Consider the following 18289-nt stretch of genomic DNA (forward strand, 5'->3'; position numbering starts at 1 on the left):
ATGAGCACAGCAGCGGGAACATTCGGCTCGGCGCCCGCGCCGATGAGCTGGGGTGCGCATGCGCGCGCCACGCTGGCGCTCGGCGTGCCGCTGGTCGGCTCGCAACTGGGCACCATGCTCATGAACACCACCGACACGGTGATGCTGGGCTGGTACGGCGTCACCGATCTGGCCGCCGGGGTCATCGCCACGCAGGTCATACACACCGTCATCCTGTTCGGCGCGGGCATCGCCTATGCCGTCGTGCCCATGGCCGCCAGCGCCGAGGGGCAGGGCGATGTCTCCCAGGTGCGGCGTTCGGTGCGCATGGGGCTTTGGGCCTCGGTGCTGTTCTGCCTGATCATGATGCCGATCCTGTGGTTCATCGAGCCGATCCTGCTGGCGCTTGGCCAGAATGCCGATGTCGCCGCGCTGGCGCGCGAGTACATGCGCATCGCCCAGTTCTCGCTGTTCGCCGTGCTTGCGTGGTGGACGCTGCGCAGCTTCCTGACGGCCATCGAACGCACGCGCATCGTCTTTGTCGCCACCATTGCCGGCATCTTTCTCAACGCGGCGGTCAACTGGGCGTTCATATTCGGCAATTGGGGCGCGCCGGAACTGGGCGTGCGCGGCGCCGCGCTCGCCACGCTGGCCACGCAATCGCTGGTTCTGGCCGTCGTTGCCGCCTATGCGGCGCGCGCCGACCGCGCCCGACCCTATGCAATCTTCGTGCGGCTGTGGAGGCCGGACTGGCAGGCGCTGGGCGAGGTGGTGCGCATCGGCCTGCCGATCGGCACGATGATCGTCGCCGAGGCGGGCCTGTTCGTCGCCGCCTCGATCCTGATGGGCTGGATCGGCGTGACCGCGCTCGCCGCCCACGGCATCGCCATGCAACTGGCGTCGCTCGCCTTCATGGTGCCGCTGGGCATGGCGCAGGCGGCCACGGCCAGGGTCGGCCAGTTTCACGGCCGCGGCGATCGGTTCGGGCTCGACCGGGCGGCGAAGACGGTCATGGCGCTGTGTCTGGGCTTTGCGGCGATGAGCGCGGCGTTGTTCTTTGCCGTGCCCGACTTCCTCATCGGCCTCTTCCTCGACGAGGCCGATCCCGGCGCGCCGGCCGTGCTGGCCTATGCGGTGCCGCTGCTGTTCGTCGCCGCCTGCTTCCAGCTCGCCGACAGCGCACAGGCGATCGGCGCGGCGCTGCTGCGCGGGCTCAAGGATACGCGCGTTCCCATGATCATCGCGCTGATCGCGTATTGGCCGGTGGGGATGGTCCTGGCCTGGTTGCTGGGTTTCGTGGCCGGCCTTGGCGGCATCGGCGTGTGGATCGGGCTCGCCTCGGGCCTGACGGCCGCCGCGATCCTGCTCAACTGGCGGTTCTTCATCCTCAGGCCGCTCTGACACAAGCCGTGAGCGCGGGCGGGCTTGCCAAATCAGGCGCGCCTTGATTCTGTCGGGCCGTGGCGGCCCGTTCCAGCGTCCGGCCAGCCTCGCAGTCTACAATCGAGCGACGCGATCACGGGGGCGAACCGTCATGGGCACCAAACACGTCGCCGTCCTTCTGGGCGGGTTCTCGTCGGAGCGGCCGGTGAGCCTCGATTCGGGCCATGCCTGCGCCGACGAACTCGAACGTGCCGGCTATCGCGTCACGCGCCTCGATGTCGGCCGCGACGTCGCCCTCAAGCTGGCCGAACTCAAGCCGGACGTCGCCTTCAACGCGCTGCACGGGCCGTTCGGCGAGGACGGCACCATTCAGGGCATCCTCGAATTCATGGAAATCCCCTATACCCATTCGGGTGTGCTGGCCACGGCGCTCGCCATGGACAAGGACATGTCCAAGCGGCTGGCCAGGAGCCACGGCATTCCGGTCGCCGAGCACAAGGTCATGGACCGCGGGGCGATCTCTTCGGCCCATCCGATGCAGCCGCCCTATGTGATCAAGCCGGTGGCCGAAGGGTCGAGCTTCGGCGTGGTGATCGTCGATGCCGATCAGCGCCACCCGCCGCAGCGCGTGACCGGCAAGGACTGGCCCTATGGCGATCGCGTGATGGTCGAGCGCTATGTCCACGGGCGCGAACTGACCTGCGCGGTGATGGGCGACGTGGCGCTGGGCGTCACCGAGATCATACCGGTCGGCCACCCCTTCTACGACTACGATTCAAAGTATGTTGCAGGCGGTTCAAAACACGTCTGCCCGGCGGAAATTTCACCAAATATTTACCAAACGATAACGAAACTGGCGCTCAAAGCACATCAGGCATTCGGGTGCCGGGGCGTGACCCGTTCCGATTTCCGCTATGACGACCGGTTCTCCGAAGACGGCGAGCTGATCTGGCTGGAAATCAACACGCAACCGGGGATGACGGCGACATCGCTCGTCCCGGAAATCGCCGAGCAGGCCGGCCATGCCTTTGGTGAATTGCTTGAATGGATGGTGGAGGACGCGTCGTGCATGCGTTGAACTCAGATCGTCGGACGCAAACGCGGGTGCCCAGCGGCGCCGGCGAGCGCCGTGGTCTGATCCTGCCGCGCGTGCTGCGCCGCCCGATGCGCTTCCTGCAGCGCCTGGCCGGCGGCCATGTGGCCGTTCCAAGGCGTGCCGAGGCGATGGTGTTCGGCGCGGCGATCGGCGGGGCGGTGCTTTACGGCTCGATGGTCGGCGGGCAGTTGTTCAGCGCCGTCGATGCGGCAACCGCGACGGCCGGCTTCGCCGTCGGCGAGATCGAGATCAGCGGCAACACCTACACCACCCCCCAGCAGGTCTACGCGACGCTCGGGCTCGACGCGCAGCGTTCGCTGATCATGATCGACCCGGCCGACGCGCAGGACCGGCTTGCCAAACTGCCCTGGATCGATAAGGCGCGCATCGCCAAGGTCTATCCCTCGCGCCTTGTGATCGAGGTGACCGAACGGGAGCCCTTCGCGGTCTGGCAGACCGGCGATGCGCTGGCGGTGATCGAACGCGACGGCGCGGTGATCGGCGGCTATGCGGCCGATCCGCGCCTGGCCGCCCTGCCGCTGCTCGTCGGCAAGGGCGCCGAAGACAAGGGCGCGGCCTTCATCGCGCGCGTGGCGCCGTTCCGCCCCCTCGCCGAGCGGGTGCGCGCCTATATCCATGTCGGCCAGCGGCGCTGGGACCTGCGGCTCGACAACGGCATCACCGTGCGCCTGCCCGAAAACGGCGTCGAACTGGCGCTCGGCCGGATCACGGCCATGCAGGGCCGGCTGGGCGTGTTCGAGCGCGATCTGGCCGCCATCGACCTGCGCCTTGCCGACCGCACGGTGTTCGCGCTGACCGAAAACGCGCTCGCCAGACACGAGGCGGCCGTCGAAGCGCGCGAGCAGGCGCTCAAGCAGCGTTCCCGGGAGCGCAGCATATGATGGCGATCGCGCGTTCCACCGACAGCGCCAAGCGGCCGCGCCGGCCGGCCATCGTCACCGTGCTCGATCTGGGCAGCACCAAAACGGTGTGCCTGATCGCGCGCATGGTGCCGTGCGAGGAAGGGCGCTATCTGCACGGCCGCACGCATGCGGCCGAGGTGATCGGGCTGGGCCATGTCCGCTCGCTCGGCGTCAAGTCGGGCGTGATCGTCGACCTGGACGCCGCCGAGCGGGCGATCCGCCATGCGGTCGAGGCGGCCGAGCGCATGGCCGGCGTGACCGTCGATTCCATGATCGTCAACCTTTCCGGCGGGCGGCCGCAAAGCGGCATCTGCTCGGCCGCGGTGGCGCTGCGCGACCGGCCGGTATCGCAGCGCGAGATCGACGAGGTGCAGCGCCTTGCGGTCAAGCGGGCGAGCCGGCTCGACCGGCACGTGATGCACCTGATCCCGGTCGACCATACGCTGGACGGCGAGCGCGGCATCGTCGACCCGCGCGGCATGATCGGCAACGAACTGACGCTCAACATGCATCTGGTCGCCGCCGATGCCGCGCCGGTGCGCAATCTCGAACTCGCCATCAACCGGGCGCACCTGTCCATCGAGACGCTGGTCGCCACGCCCTATGCGAGCGGGCTGTCCACGCTGGTCGACGACGAACTGGAACTGGGCTGCGCCTGCGTCGACATGGGCGGGGGCACCACCTCGCTGTCGATCTTCGCCGAGCGGCGCTTCGTGCATACCGAACTGATCCCGGTCGGCGGGCATCACGTGACGATGGACATCGCGCGCGGGCTCAACTGCCGACTCGACGACGCCGAGCGGCTCAAGGTGATGCACGGCTCGGTGATCGCCACCAGCGTCGACGACCGCGACATGATCCAGATCGCCTCGATGGACGAGGAGGATGCGCGGGCCGGCCACCAGGTGCCGCGCAGCCTGCTCAACCGGATCATCGCGGCACGCGTCGAGGAGACGCTGGAGATGCTGCGCGAGCGCATCGACCGGTCGGGCTATTCGTCGGTCGTTGGCAAGCGCGTCATCCTCACCGGCGGGGCGGCCCAGCTTGGCGGGCTGGCCGATCTCGCACGCCGCGTCCTGGGCCGCAATGGGCGCATCGGCCGGCCCCTGGGCGTGCGCGGCCTGCCGGCGGCGGCGAAGGGACCGGCCTTCGCCACGGCGGTCGGGCTGATGATCTATCCGCAGGTGGCCGACAGCGATCATTCGACGACGAAGTTCGCCGGCGGCGCATCGTTGAAACGCACCGGAACAGAGGGTCCGCTCGGGCGGATGACACAATGGATCAAAGAGAGCTTCTAAATGCGCAGCAGGACGCGCAAGCGGATGCGGCGGCAACCCATCCGGCACAACAAGGGGATCAAACCATGACGATCAATCTCAAGAAGCCGGACATCACCGAGCTCAAGCCGCGCATCACGGTGTTCGGCGTCGGCGGCGGCGGCGGAAACGCGGTCAACAACATGATCACGGGCGGCCTCGACGGGGTCGAGTTCGTGGTCGCCAACACCGACGCGCAGGCGCTGATGATGAACAAGGCCGAGCGCATCATCCAGCTCGGCATGGGCGTGACCGAGGGCCTGGGCGCGGGCTCGCAGCCCGATGTCGGACGTGCCGCCGCCGAGGAATGCATCGACGAGATCAACGACCATCTGTCCTCGACGCATATGTGCTTCGTCACCGCCGGCATGGGCGGGGGAACCGGCACCGGCGCGGCACCGGTGGTTGCCCGCGCCGCGCGCGAGCGCGGCATCCTGACCGTCGGCGTTGTCACCAAGCCGTTCCACTTCGAGGGCCAGCGGCGCATGCGCACCGCCGATGCCGGCATCGAGGAGCTGCAGGCCAATGTCGACACGCTGATCGTCATTCCGAACCAGAACCTGTTCCGCATCGCAAACGACAAGACGACCTTCGCCGATGCCTTCGCCATGGCCGACCAGGTGCTCTATTCGGGCGTGGCCTGCATCACCGACCTGATGGTCAAGGAAGGGCTCATCAATCTCGATTTCGCCGATGTGCGCTCGGTCATGAGCGCGATGGGCAAGGCGATGATGGGAACCGGCGAGGCGTCCGAGGAGGGCCGGGCGATAAAGGCGGCCGAGGCCGCCATCGCCAACCCGCTGCTCGACGAGACGTCCATGCGCGGCGCCAAGGGCCTGCTGATCTCGATCACGGGCGGTCGCGACATGACGCTGTTCGAGGTGGACGAAGCCGCAACCCGCATCCGCGAGGAAGTCGACCAGGACGCCAACATCATCCTGGGCGCCACCTTCGACGAATCGCTGGAAGGCCTGATCCGGGTGTCGGTGGTTGCGACCGGCATCGAAGCGGTCGCCGGCACCGACAGCCGCATCAACCTGGTGCCGCGTGCGGTGACCGGCGCAGCCAGCCCCGGCACGCCCACCGCGTCCAATGCCAAGCCGACGCTGCACAAGCCGCTGGCACCGTCCACTCCGGCGCCGGCCCCGGCGCGCGAGGCACAGCCGGCGCAGACGCCTGCCGCCGGAACCCAGACCGCGATCGCCGAAACCGAGCGCGACATGAACGCCTATGGCGCGGCCAAGCCCGCCGAACCAGCGCCGGCGCAACCCGCACCGGCGGCCGCACAAGCAGGCGAATTCGAGCCCAAGAGCCGGCTGTTCCGTGCACCGCCGCGCGATCCCATGCCGGCCCGCCCGCAGACCACCGCGCGCGCGCCCGAGCCGGCGCCGGCACCCGAGCCCACGGCCGCGCCTTCGGTCGCCCAGCAGCCCTATTACCAGGCCGAGCCCGCAGCCTCGCAACCGGCGCAGCCGACCTATCACGAGCCCGCAGCGCCGCAGCAGCCCTATGCGGAACAGCAGGCGGCGCAGCCGCGGATGCCCGCGGTGCAGGATTTCCCGCCCATCGCGCAGGCCGAACTGCAGGCGCATGCGGGCACGCTGCACCCGGACGAACTGGCCGACGATCGTGGCCCTTTGGGCCTGCTCAAGCGGCTCTCGCACGGGCTGTCGCGCAAGGGCGAGGGCGAAGAGGTTCCGGCGCCGCCGCGCCTGCGGCCCGCCGATCCGGCAGCCGGGCCCGCCATGGAGCCGGCTGCTGCCCAGCCGCGGCGCCAGCTCGGCCAGGAGGCGCAGCTCTACGCACCGCGCAGCGGCCAGCTTGACGAGCATGGCCGGCCCGCCGCCCAGGCACCGGCCGACCATGACGATCAGCTTGAAATCCCGGCGTTTTTGCGTCGCCAGGCGAATGGCTGACCGGCCAATGAAGCGTTTCGAACGGAGTCCGCGGACGGACTCCGTTCACGGCGTGTTAAACTATTGATTGCATTTGCCGAATCATGCAGTTTACGGTGGAGAAGACGTTACAACGGGTAACGATCCGTGATTTGGAACAGTCCCCGACTCGCGCCTAATGTGCGCCGCGAAGGGGAGGGGCGCCGCTTCATGTGCAGGTCGACGCGGTGGGATAACAACAGACCGGCGCACTGCGTGTGGGACAAACGATAATCAAAGGCGGGGCTTGGAGATGGGGACAGACTTGCGCGCGTATCAGGCGTCGCTGCGAAAAGCGGTCAGCCTGTCCGGGATCGGCGTCCATACCGGCGCGGAGGTGTCCATCACCCTCAATCCCGCCGAACCCAATACGGGCGTGATCTTCCGACGCGTTTTCGAGGACGGCCGCAGCGTGTCGCTGCCGGCCGTCGTCTCGCAGGTCGGCGCCACCGATCTCTGCACCATGCTGGGCGACCCGGCGGGCGTGCACGTTTCCACCATCGAACACATCATGGCGGCCTTCTCGGCGGTCGGCCTCGACAATGTCGTCGTCGACATCGATGGCTCGGAAGTGCCGATCATGGACGGCAGCGCGCGCGTCTTCATCGCCGCCATCGAGGAAGCGGGGATCGAGCACCATCTGGTCAAGCGCCGGTATATCCGGGTGAAGGAGCACGTACGCGTCGGGCAGGGCGCCTCCTGGGCCGAGTTCCGGCCCCATGACGGAACGCGATTCGAGGTCGTGATCGATTTCGACAGCCCGGCCATCGGCCGCCAGGAATTTCGCGGGGAGGTCGACGGCGACATCTTCTGCGAGGAACTGGCCGATGCGCGCACCTTCGGCTTCATGAAGGATGTCGAGTTCCTGTGGGCCTCGGGCCATGCGCTCGGCTCGTCGCTGGGCAATTCGGTGGTGATCGGCGACGATCACCGCGTCATCAACTGCGAAGGGCTGCGCCATCGCGACGAGTTCGTCCGCCACAAGACGCTCGACGCGGTCGGCGACCTGGCGCTGGCCGGGGCCATGTTCATCGGCTGCTTTGCTTCCTATCGCGGCGGACACCGCCTCAACGCCCTGGCCCTGCGCTCGCTTCTTGCAAATCCCTCCGCCTTCGAGATCGTCGAGACTCCCGAGCCGCGCCCGATGGTGTTCGCCGGCGAGTTCGTCGCCGTCACCGGCCAGGTCTACGCCCCCTGGGCCGTCTGATCCGGTTTCGTTTCCACCGCCGCCACACGACCCATGTGCACCGGCCCGACCGGCGCCCGCATGCGCCTTCGGCAACGCCGCGCAGGGCCGCCCGTGCCACAAAAATGCGCGAATTTCCGGCGATAGCGTTGCCGCGGGGGCTGCGAACCGGTACATGGTCGCAAGCTGAGCAGTTTTCGGAGATGGTCTGAGTCCATGAACGCCGATCGCCTTTCAAGGCCGTCCCTTCTACGCGGCGCGGCTACCGTGATTGCACTCGCCGTGGCGGCGACCGGCCTTTCGGCCTGCGCATCGGACAATGACGATCTCGACCTGCAGAGCTATGTCGACACGATCGAGCCGGCCGACGCGCTCTACAATCAGGGCCTGGCCAATCTGAATTCGGGCCGGCTGCGCGAGGCAGCGCGCAAGTTCGAATCGGTCGACCGGCAGCACCCCTATTCGGATTTCGCGCGCAAGGCCAATGTGATGGCCGCCTTCACGTCGTATCGGCTGGGGGAGTTCGACCAGGCGATCCAGGCCTCGCGCCGCTTCCTGTCGCTCTATCCGACTCATGAGGACGCGCCCTACGCGCAATACATCATCGGGCTGTCCTACTTCCAGCAGATGCCGGAAGTCACGCGCGACCAGCGCGACACGCGCCTTGCCATCCAGAACTTCGAGCGGCTGCTGGAGACCTATCCGGGTTCGATCTACGAAGAGGACGCCCGGGCCAAGATCCGCGCCGCGCGCGACCAGCTCGCCGGCAAGGAAATGCAGATCGGCCGCTACTATCTCGAACGTCGCGAATACGCCGCCGCGATTTCGCGTTTCCGCACGGTGGTCGAGGACTATTCCAACACCCGCCATGTCGAGGAGGCGCTGGCGCGCCTGACCGAGACCTATTACGCCATGGGTCTTGCCTCCGAAGCGCAGACCGCGGCGGCGATCCTGGGCCACAACTTCCCCGACAGCGACTGGTATGCCGATTCCTACGCGTTGCTGCAGTCGGGCGGGCTGAGCCCGCGCGAGAACCGCGGCTCCTGGCTGTCACGGGCGAGCCGCACCCTGTTCGGCGCGTAACCTTCCGGCGATGGATACGCCGTAACCCATGCTGATCGAGCTCTCGATTCGCGACATCGTCCTGATCGAGGCGCTGACCATAAGGTTCGATGCGGGGCTGGCGGTGCTGACCGGCGAGACCGGCGCCGGCAAATCGATCCTTCTGGACGCGATGTCGCTGGCGCTTGGCGGCCGCGGCGATGCGGGGCTCGTGCGCCATGGCGCCAGCCAGGGGCAGGTGAGCGCGGTGTTCGACCTGCCGCCGGGCCATCCGCTGTTTACGGCACTTGAAGAGGCCGGCGTCGCCATCGAACCGGGCGAGCCGCTGATCCTGCGCCGCACGCAATCGGCCGACGGCCGCAGCCGCGCCTTCGTCAACGACCAGACGGTGGGCGTTGCCACGCTGCGCATGGCGGGGCGGCAGCTCGTGGAGATCCACGGCCAGCACGACGAGCGGGCGCTCGTGGACACCGCTTCGCACCGGCAATTGCTCGACACGTTCGGCGGGCTCGGTGCCCAGGTCGACCATGTCGGCGCGCTGCACGGGGCCTGGCGCGCGGCACGGGCGGCGCTGAAGGATCATCGCGCCCGCGTCGAGGCCGCCGCGCGCGAGGCCGATTTCCTGCGCGCGGCGGTGGAGGAACTGACCGAACTGGCGCCCGAGCCGGGCGAGGAGGGCGCGCTCGCCGAAGCGCGCGCGGCCATGATGGCCTCTGAAAAGGTCGCCGGAGACCTCAACGAGGCGCTGGAAACGCTGGCCGGGCCGTCCTCGCCGCTGCCCGAGATCGCGGGCCTGTTGCGGCGTCTCGAGCGCAAGGAGGCCGATGCGCCGGGCCTGCTCGAACAGGTCAACGAACACCTCGGGCAGGGGCTCGATCACCTGGCTGAGGCGCAAAACCTGATCGAGCAGGCGATCGCGTCGAGCGATCATGACCCGCACGCGCTCGAGCGCACCGAGGAGCGGCTGTTCGCCCTGCGCGCGGCCGCGCGCAAGCATCATGTCGGCGTCGACGATCTCGCCGCGCTCGCCGTCGAGATGGCCGACAAGCTCGCCGAACTCGATGCGGGCGAAGCGCGCCTTGCAGAGTTGGACGCGGCCGAACGGGCCGCGCTCGCGGCCTACGATCGGGCCGCGCTCGCGCTGTCGGAAGCGCGCGGCGCGGTCGCCGACCGGCTCGCCGAAGCGGTGATGGCAGAACTGCCCGCGCTCAAGCTCGAAAAGGCGCGGTTCATGGTCAACCTTCACGCCGATGCGGACACGCGCACGCCCTCGGGCATCGACACGGTGGCGTTTCACGTCCAGACCAATCCGGGCACGCGAGCCGGGCCGATGATGAAGGTCGCCTCGGGCGGCGAGCTTTCGCGCTTTCTGCTGGCGCTCAAGGTGGCGCTCGCCGATCGCGGCTCGGCGCCCACCCTGGTCTTCGACGAGATCGACACGGGCGTGGGCGGTGCGGTGGCCGACGCCATCGGCGCGCGGCTGGCGCGGCTGTCCGACGCGGTGCAGGTGCTCTCGGTCACTCATGCGCCACAGGTCGCCGCGCGCGCCGCGCACCACTATCTGATCGCCAAGTCGGGCGGCAACGGTTCGGGCGGCGTCGTCACCTCGGTGACGGAGATGGACAGGCCGGCGCGGCGCGAGGAAATCGCGCGCATGCTGGCGGGCGCCACCGTCACCGAGGAGGCCCGCGCCGCCGCCGCGCGATTGCTGGAGGGGGCCGGGTAGGCTCGACGATCCCTCATCCCGAGCTGTGAGGCAATCATCGCCTCGAAGGGTCAGGGATCGATGCGCGGCGCCGCAGTGACGGTAAGAGGTGAGGGGTGGGGCGCAAAGTTCGCGCCCCTTTGCCCGCACCGGCAAAAGCGCTAATCGTGCGCCATCTCATCTGCGGTGGACCACGACGTGACCAAGGACGTTTCCGACAAACCCGTCGAATCGCTCACCGAAGCCGAGGCCGAGGCCGAACTGGCGCGGCTCGCCGGCGAGATCGCGCGCCATGACGAGGCCTATCACACGCGCGATGCGCCGATCATCGCGGATGCCGACTATGACGCGCTCAAGCGGCGCAATCAGCGGATCGAGGCGCGCTTTCCCGCGCTCAAGCGCATGGACAGCCCCAGCGACCGTGTCGGCGGGGCGGTCTCGGACAAGTTCGAGAAGATCACCCATCGCGTGCCCATGCTGTCGCTCGACAATGCGTTCGATGACGGCGATGTCCGCGATTTCGCCGCGCGCGTGCGGCGCTTTCTCAAGCTTGCCGCCGACGCGCCGCTCGAGATGACCGCCGAGCCGAAGATCGACGGGCTGTCGCTTTCGCTGCGCTACGAACGGGGCCGGCTCGTCCATGCGGCGACGCGCGGCAACGGGCAAGTGGGCGAGAACGTGACCGCCAATGCGCGCACCATCGATGACATTCCCCATACGCTGCCCGGCGATGCGCCGGCCGTGTTCGAGGTGCGCGGCGAGGTCTACATGACGCGCGAGGCCTTTGCCGAGCTCAATCGTCGGCAGGCCGAGGCCGGCCGGCCGACCTATGTCAATCCGCGCAACACCGCGGCCGGGTCGCTGCGCCAGCTCGATGCCTCGATCACCGCGAGCCGGCCGCTCAGGTTCTTCGCCTATGCCTGGGGCGAGGTCAGCGACCTGCCCGCGGCCACGCAGTTCGACATGGTGGCAAGGCTCGGCGACTACGGCTTTGCCACCAATTCGCTGATGGACGTGTTTACCGATGTGGAGGCCATGCTCGCCCATTATCACCGCATCGAGACCGAGCGGGCCGAACTCGCCTATGACATCGATGGCGTCGTCTACAAGGTCAACGATCTGCGGCTGCAGGAGCGCCTGGGCTATGTCTCGCGCTCGCCACGCTGGGCGATCGCGCACAAGTTCCCCGCCGAAAAGGCGATGACGATCCTCAACGCGATCGACATCCAGGTCGGGCGCACCGGCGCGCTGACGCCGGTGGCGCGGCTCGAGCCGGTCACCGTGGGCGGCGTTGTGGTCGAGAACGCCACGCTGCACAATGCCGAGGAGATCGAGCGGCTCGGCGTGAAGATCGGCGATACGGTGATCGTCCAGCGCGCCGGCGACGTGATCCCGCAAATCCTGGGCTACGTGCCCGAAAAGCGCCCGGACGAGGCGGCGGACTTCACCTTCCCGGACACCTGTCCGTGCCCGCTCCAAACGCCGGTGGTGCGCGAGGCGACCGCCGGCGGCGCGCAAGGCGTGGTGCGGCGCTGCTCGGGCGAGTTCGCCTGTCCGTTCCAGCGCAAGGAGCACCTCAAGCTGTTCGTCTCGCGCAAGGCGTTCGACATCGATGGGCTCGGCGACAGGCAGATCGAGTACTTCTACGAACTGCCGGAGGACGACCCCTTGCGCATCCGCGCGCCGGCCGACATCTTCACGCTCGCCGCGCGCGACGCGGCCTCCGAACTGACCAGGCTGAAGAACCGCGAGGGCTATGGCGAGACCTCGGCGCGCAACCTGTTCGCGGCGATCGAGGCGCGCCGGACGATCCCGCTCGAACGGGTGATCTTCGGGCTCGGCATCCGCCATGTCGGCGAGACGACGGCGCGCGTTCTGGCGCGGGCCTACGGAACCTGGGCCGCCTTCGAGACCGCCGCGCGCCGGATCGCCGCCGGTGACGAACAGGCCAGGGAGGAAATGGACGCGCTCGAGGACATCGGTTCGGCGGTGGTCGACGCGGTGGCGCGCTATTTCGGCGAGGCGCACAACCTCAAGATGGTCGAGGACCTGATCGCGCAGATCGCGGTCGAGGATGCCGAACGGCCGGCCGTCGAAACGCCGTTTGCCGGCAAGACCATCGTCTTCACCGGTTCGCTGGAGCGGATGAGCCGCGACGAGGCCAAGGCCATGGCCGATCGGCTCGGCGCCAAGGCGTCCGGATCGGTGTCGTCGAAGACCGACCTCGTCGTCGCCGGCCCCGGCGCGGGCTCCAAGCTGAAGAAGGCGCAGGAGCTGGGCATCGAGGTCATCGACGAGGACGAATGGTTCGCCCGCGTTGAAAGCGCGTGAGCGGTTCGCCGCCGCGATTGTCACGGTGACGCATAAGCGCGTGACCGCGTCCGCCCGGTGTCGTATCAGGCCGTCGACGGAGCCCTTCATGTCAAACGATACGCGTCAATTCCTGCACGGGGTGCGCGCCGCGCTGCCGGTGATCGCCTCGATCACGCCGTTCAGCCTGCTGTTCGGCGCGCTGGCCGCCGAGCAGTCGCTTTCTCTCGCCGAGGTCGTGCTGATGAGCGTGCTGCTCTATGCCGGCGCGAGCCAGATGGTCGGCATCGAACTGTTCGGCGCCGACATCGCGCCGTGGATCGTGGTGTTCTCGATCCTGGCCGTCAATTTCCGGCACGTGCTCTATTCGGCCGCCATGGGCAAGACGATCCGGCATTTCGCCCTTGCGCCCAAGGCGCTGGCCTTCTTCGTGATGACCGATCCGCAATTCGCCGTCACCGAAAAGCACGCCGAGGGCGGCGCGCCGGTGACGCCGGCCTGGTATTTCGGGCTCGGCGTGCCGTGCTATGCCATGTGGATCGCGGGATCGGTGCTGGGCGCGGTGTTCGGCAATCTGATCGGCGACCCGCGCGCGACGGGCGTCGATTTCCTGTTGCCGCTTTATTTTCTCGGCCTGGTCATGGGCTTTCGCGGCCGCGCCATGTGGCTGCCGGTGGTCGGTGTCAGCGGCGCGGTATCGGTGGGCGCCCATCAGATCGTCGGCACGCCCTGGCACATCAGCGTGGGCGCGCTGGCCGGGGTGATCGTCGCCGTGGCGCTGGCGGGCCGCCATGTGGGTGAACGCCCCGCCTGACCGCCATGGATCCAACGACGCTGACCATCATCGCCTTCGGGGCGGTCGCCACCTATCTCACCCGCATTGGCGGGCATGTCGTGCTGTCGCGGTTCTCGTCGATCCCGCCGCGCGTGGAGGCGGCGCTCGAAGCGGTGCCGGCGGCCGTTCTGGCGGCCATTGTCGCACCCTATTTCGTCTATGAGGGGTTGGCGGAGTCCCTTACGCTCGTCGTCGCCGCGCTGCTTGCCCTGCGCGTACCGGCGATCCCGCTGCTGGTCATCGGCTGGGCGATGGTCATGGCGCTGCGGCAGGTGCTGTAGGTCTGTCGCTGCGACCGGTTCTCGGGCTTGACCCGGTTCGGTCCCTGGCCATCGTGCCGCCGCCCCAACGCGTCGCCTCTCCTGCGCACGCCCAGGAGGGGCAAGGGGCGGGGGCGAAGACGGGAAGGCCGCGAAAGCGCGCTACTTCACCAGTGCCGTCGCCCCTTGCAGCCAGGCCAGCACCGACTCGTCCTCGATCAACGGCGACAGTTCGCGCCGCACGCGGGCGTGGTAGCGGTTCAGCCAGCGCCGCTCGTGGCGGTCGAGCAGCTTGGGGTCGATCAGGCGCCGGTCGATCGGCACCAGGGTGAGCGTCGAAAAGCCATGAACCGGAACGTCGCCGCCCTCGGGCAGACGGGCGGCGTCGACCATCACCAGGTTCTCGATGCGGATGCCGTATTCGCCCGGTCGGTAGCAGCCCGGCTCGTTGGAGACGATCATGCCCGCCTTCAGTTCGGCCATGCCGCGCCGTGACAGCGATTGCGGGCCTTCATGCACCGACAGGTAGGAGCCGACGCCGTGCCCGGTGCCGTGCTTGTAGTCGAGGCCCGCGGTCCAGAGCGGCGCGCGCGCCAGCGCGTCGATGTCGACGCCGCGCGTACCTTGAGGAAAACGGGCGCGGGACATGGCGATCATCCCCTTGAGCACCAGCGTGAAATGGCGCCTTTGCGTCTGGGTCGGCGGGCCTGTCGGGACGACGCGGGTGATGTCGGTGGTGCCGTCGTCATACTGGCCGCCCGAATCGATCAGGATCAGGTCGCCGGCCGTTATCCGGCGGTTGGATGTCTCGTCGACGCGGTAGTGGACGATCGCGCCATTGGGTCCCGAACCGCAGATCGTGTCGAAGGCGATATCGCGCAGCGGCATGCCGAGCCGTTCGCCGGTCTCGGCGCGGCAGGTCTCGAGCTTCCTGACGATGGTTATCTCGTCGAGCGTTTCGGGCGCCTGCGCGTCGAGCCAGGCAAGGAAACGCACGAAGGCCGCCCCGTCGCGGCGCTGGGCGTTGATGGCGCCGCGCCGCTCGGTGCGGTTCTTGGTCGCGCGCGGGCCGATCGCCGGATCGGGCGCGTGGACGATCTTGCCGCCCGCCTCGGCGACGATGGCGCCGATGGCGGCATTGACGCGCCCGGGATCGAGCATGATCGGCCGGCGCGAGCGCCGGGCGAGGGCGGCAAGGCTGTCGGTGAAGGCAACGGGCTCGTGCAGTTCGGCATGGTCGTGCAGATAGGCACGCTCGGAATTGCCCAGCTTGCGCGAATCGATGAACAGCAGCGGATCGCCGCGCGAAGGAACGATCGCCCAGCCGAGCGCCAGCGGGGTGTGGGCGACGTCGTGGCCGCGGATGTTGAAGGCCCAGGCTATGGAGGCCGGGTCGGTCAGAACGGTCGCCGCGGTCTTGTGCTCGCGTACCGTGCGGGCGAGCGCGGCGAGCTTGCTCTTCGCCGAAACGCCGGCGTGCTCCATGGGATGGATGGACACGGGCGCGAGCGGGGCAGGCGGGGCGTCCTGCCAGACGGCGTCGAGCGGGTTGGTGTCGCAATGCACGAGCGTGGCGCCGGCTTCCGAGCACGCCTTTTCGAACCGCTCGACCTCGCCGATGGTGTGCAGCCAGGGGTCGACGCCAAGCCTCGTGCCCGCGGGAAGGTTCTTCTCGATCCAGCGGTGGGGCGGGGTGTCGATCAGATCCTCGGGCGTGAAGACGTCCATGTCGGCCTGTTCGCGCAGTTGCAGCGTGTAGCGGCCATCGACGAAGATATGGGCGCTGTCGGCGAGCACGATCGCCGTGCCGGCCGAACCGGTGAAGCCGGTCAGCCAGGCGAGCCGCTCGGCATTGGGCGGCAGGTATTCGTTCTGATGCGCGTCGGCATGGGGGACGACGAAACCGTCCAGTTGCATCGTCGCCAGTCGCTTGCGCAGCGCGTGAAGCCGCAGCTTGCCGCGCGTGGCGTCGGAGCGGACGGTGAAGCTCTGGAACATGGCGGGGGCCTTCGTTAAAGGTTCCTTGCGGGTAGCATATTGCAGACCGGCTACAACCGGTTCGCGCAATGAGTGTTAATGATGCGTTTATGCACAACTGTTTTGCCATGCGCCGTCCGCATGGGCCAGTTGCGCTTTTCGAACTACTCGATGCGGCCCGCAGGCGCCATGTTGTCAGCCTTGAAAGGCTCGAAAGGAAACTTGTCATGGCCAGTCCGACACGCAGAAACGTCTTCCGCAATGCTTTGGATGCTGTGGTCGAAGCGCGTTCGCGCCAGGCCGCATCCTATGTCAACGGCGCGCTGCTGATGCTCGACGACGAGACGCTGCGGGCCCATGGCTATAGCCGCGACGCGCTCAAGAAGCGTGCGCGCTCGGCCTATCCGTTCTGACGCCGGTTGCATGAAGTGCCGGAAGGGCGGTCCCGCGGGCCGCCCTTTTTTCGTGCCTAGCGGCGCAGATGCAATGTCACCCAGCCCTGTCGCGCGATGGTGCGGCAGTGATGAAGCCCGGCCTGCCGAAAGGCGGCCAGCACCGGCCAGCGCTGGCGCTCCAATATCCCCGAAAGGACGACATCGCCGCCCGCGGCCAGATGTCGGGCGATGTCCGGCGCCATGCGCATGAGCGGACGGGCCAGGATGTTGGCGACGATCAGATCGAACGGGCCGCGCATCGCAAAGACCGGGTGCGAAAAGCCGGTCGCCGTCTGGCAGCCGACCAGCGTCGAGACGCCGTTCAGGCGCACATTGCGGCGGGCGATGCGCGTGGCCACCGGGTCGATGTCGGTCGCCAGCACCGGCGTGCGCGCGCGCCGGGCGATGGCGATGGCCAGCACGGCGCTGCCGGTGCCGAGATCGAGGCTGGCTTGCGGTCGGCGGCGCGCGACGATGCGCTCGAGCATGATCAGGCAGCCGGCCGTGGTGCCGTGATGGCCGGTGCCGAAGGCCTGGCCGGCCTCGATCAGGATCGCGATGTCGCCGGCGCGGACCGCATCGCGCGCGTGGCAGCCGTGGACGACGAAGCGCCCGGCGCGGACCGCGCCCAGACCTTCGAGGGAGCGGGCGACCCAATCGATATCGGGCAGTTCCTCGCTGCGCAGGCCGAGCGCCTGGACCGGCCGGTCGAGCGCCCGGGCGATCGTCTGCGTGATGGCGGCGATGGTGTCCGGATCGGTTCGGGCATAGACCGAAACCTCGGACAGGCCGGTGTCTTCGTCGATCTCGGTCAGGGCCAGAGCCGGCCCGTCATCTTCGAATGCGGCATCGATGCGCTCGAACAGCGCGGCGGCTTCGTCTCGCGGGGCGGTGAGGAAAAGGCGCGTCTGGCGCATGGGGTCAGCTATCGGCCAGATCGCGCAGCTTTTCGATGGCGGTGTCGGGGTTCTCGCCCCATGCGATCGTCTTGCGGAAGGCGCCGTTGGAATCGAGCAGGAACACCGATGCGGTGTGGTCCATGGTGTAGTCGCCGTCGTCCAGTTCGACGCGCTTGAAATAGACGCCGAAGCCGCGCGCCATCTCGCGGACGGCTTCGGGTTCGCCGGAAATGCCGCGCACCCGGTCGGTCACCGAAGCCACGTAGTCGCCAAGCAGTTCGGGCGTGTCGCGCTCGGGATCGATGGTGACGAAATAGGCATCGATGTCCGCGCCCGCCTCGCCGAGCGCGGCGAGCCAGCCATCGAGCTCATAAAGCGTTGTCGGGCAGATTTCCGGGCAATGGGTGAAGCCGAAGAACAGCGCCGTGGGCTGGCCACGGAAGGCCTGTTCGGTGATCGCCCGGCCGTCCTGATCGACCAGTTCGAACGGCACGCCATAGGCCGCCTCGGCCTCCGGCCGGTTCACGACCGAATAGGTGAGGGCGAAGATGGCGATGCCAAGGGCAATGACGAGGGCGGCGAAGACATAACGCATGACAGAACCGGTCCGTGGTCGTTGAGGCCACCGATGTAATGGTTCGGGCGCGCGGTTTCACCTGCGCATTTGGGCGCATGGCGCCGGTTCACAAGCACCAGGCAAGGCCGGTCTGAAGCAGCGTCACGAAAAGCCCGGTGCCTTCGGCCGCGAACGCCCACAGACCGGCCGCCGCGCCGGCCACGATCGCGGCGGCGATCGTCACCGCGGCGGGCGGAACGCTCGCATGTGTTCGGGCGGCTTTCATGGAGCGACCATAGAGCGTTCCCGGCGTCCGCGCCAGTGGCGTGCACCCACGGCCCGGCGCTGCGATCGGCGCTGATTTTGCTTGATCTGGGCAAGACAAGCTTGGCATTGTTGCCGATGGGACCGGTAATCGGATCGCGGCCGGCAGG

At 68.2% G+C, this 18289-nt stretch carries 16 protein-coding genes; 12 read left to right on the forward strand and 4 right to left on the reverse strand.

The window, feature by feature from the left end:
* The 11 genes from RBB34_RS03110 to RBB34_RS03160 all read left to right on the forward strand — a co-directional run bounded on the left by RBB34_RS03110 (position 1) and on the right by RBB34_RS03160 (position 14010).
* Positions 1–1380, forward strand: coding sequence for an MATE family efflux transporter (locus RBB34_RS03110; protein ID WP_306117725.1), 1380 nt, complete (start codon positions 1–3; stop codon positions 1378–1380).
* 133 nt (positions 1381–1513) lie between these two features.
* The gene (locus RBB34_RS03115) at positions 1514–2440 is read left to right on the forward strand and encodes a D-alanine--D-alanine ligase (protein WP_306117726.1); all 927 of its coding nucleotides are present in this window, start codon (positions 1514–1516) and stop codon (positions 2438–2440) included.
* Positions 2441–2466: 26 nt separating this feature from the next.
* Positions 2467–3360, forward strand: coding sequence for a cell division protein FtsQ/DivIB (locus RBB34_RS03120; RefSeq protein ID WP_306117727.1), 894 nt, complete (start codon positions 2467–2469; stop codon positions 3358–3360).
* Positions 3357–4679: a cell division protein FtsA gene (gene ftsA / locus RBB34_RS03125; protein ID WP_306117728.1), complete on the forward strand. Its 1323-nt coding sequence runs from the start codon at positions 3357–3359 to the stop codon at positions 4677–4679. The genes RBB34_RS03120 and ftsA overlap by 4 nt, the downstream gene beginning before the upstream one ends.
* A gap of 65 nt (positions 4680–4744) precedes the next feature.
* The gene (ftsZ, locus tag RBB34_RS03130) at positions 4745–6613 is read left to right on the forward strand and encodes a cell division protein FtsZ (RefSeq protein ID WP_306117729.1); all 1869 of its coding nucleotides are present in this window, start codon (positions 4745–4747) and stop codon (positions 6611–6613) included.
* A 271-nt stretch (positions 6614–6884) separates the two neighbouring features.
* Positions 6885–7838 (forward strand): UDP-3-O-acyl-N-acetylglucosamine deacetylase, encoded by a 954-nt coding sequence (gene lpxC, locus RBB34_RS03135; protein ID WP_306117730.1) that lies wholly within the window; start codon positions 6885–6887, stop codon positions 7836–7838.
* Positions 7839–8033: 195 nt separating this feature from the next.
* The gene (locus tag RBB34_RS03140; RefSeq protein WP_306117731.1) at positions 8034–8900 is read left to right on the forward strand and encodes an outer membrane protein assembly factor BamD; all 867 of its coding nucleotides are present in this window, start codon (positions 8034–8036) and stop codon (positions 8898–8900) included.
* Between the two features lie 28 nt (positions 8901–8928).
* Positions 8929–10605, forward strand: a complete 1677-nt coding sequence (gene recN / locus RBB34_RS03145; protein WP_306117732.1) for a DNA repair protein RecN — start codon at positions 8929–8931, stop codon at positions 10603–10605.
* 177 nt (positions 10606–10782) lie between these two features.
* Entirely contained in the window at positions 10783–12915 is a 2133-nt protein-coding gene (gene ligA / locus RBB34_RS03150; RefSeq protein WP_306117733.1) for an NAD-dependent DNA ligase LigA, read from the forward strand.
* Positions 12916–13003: 88 nt separating this feature from the next.
* Entirely contained in the window at positions 13004–13708 is a 705-nt protein-coding gene (locus RBB34_RS03155; RefSeq protein WP_306117734.1) for an AzlC family ABC transporter permease, read from the forward strand.
* A 5-nt stretch (positions 13709–13713) separates the two neighbouring features.
* Positions 13714–14010 (forward strand): AzlD family protein, encoded by a 297-nt coding sequence (locus RBB34_RS03160; RefSeq protein ID WP_306117735.1) that lies wholly within the window; start codon positions 13714–13716, stop codon positions 14008–14010.
* Between the two features lie 141 nt (positions 14011–14151).
* On the opposite strand, the gene RBB34_RS03165 is transcribed toward RBB34_RS03160, so the two are convergent.
* Positions 14152–15987, reverse strand: coding sequence for an aminopeptidase P family protein (locus tag RBB34_RS03165; protein WP_306117736.1), 1836 nt, complete (start codon positions 15985–15987; stop codon positions 14152–14154).
* A 206-nt stretch (positions 15988–16193) separates the two neighbouring features.
* Here RBB34_RS03165 and RBB34_RS03170 point away from each other — a divergent pair, with 206 nt between their 5' ends.
* Positions 16194–16379 (forward strand): hypothetical protein, encoded by a 186-nt coding sequence (locus RBB34_RS03170; protein ID WP_306117737.1) that lies wholly within the window; start codon positions 16194–16196, stop codon positions 16377–16379.
* Positions 16380–16435: 56 nt separating this feature from the next.
* On the opposite strand, the gene RBB34_RS03175 is transcribed toward RBB34_RS03170, so the two are convergent.
* The 3 genes from RBB34_RS03175 to RBB34_RS03185 form a co-directional block, all read right to left on the reverse strand.
* Positions 16436–17317, reverse strand: coding sequence for a 50S ribosomal protein L11 methyltransferase (locus tag RBB34_RS03175; protein WP_306117738.1), 882 nt, complete (start codon positions 17315–17317; stop codon positions 16436–16438).
* Between the two features lie 4 nt (positions 17318–17321).
* Positions 17322–17894: an SCO family protein gene (locus RBB34_RS03180; RefSeq protein ID WP_306117739.1), complete on the reverse strand. Its 573-nt coding sequence runs from the start codon at positions 17892–17894 to the stop codon at positions 17322–17324.
* An 88-nt stretch (positions 17895–17982) separates the two neighbouring features.
* Positions 17983–18141, reverse strand: a complete 159-nt coding sequence (locus RBB34_RS03185) for a hypothetical protein (protein ID WP_306117740.1) — start codon at positions 18139–18141, stop codon at positions 17983–17985.
* Positions 18142–18289: the final 148 nt, after the last annotated feature.

It is taken from the genome of Roseitalea sp. MMSF_3546, from assembly GCF_030732865.1.
Lineage (GTDB): Bacteria > Pseudomonadota > Alphaproteobacteria > Rhizobiales > Rhizobiaceae > Roseitalea.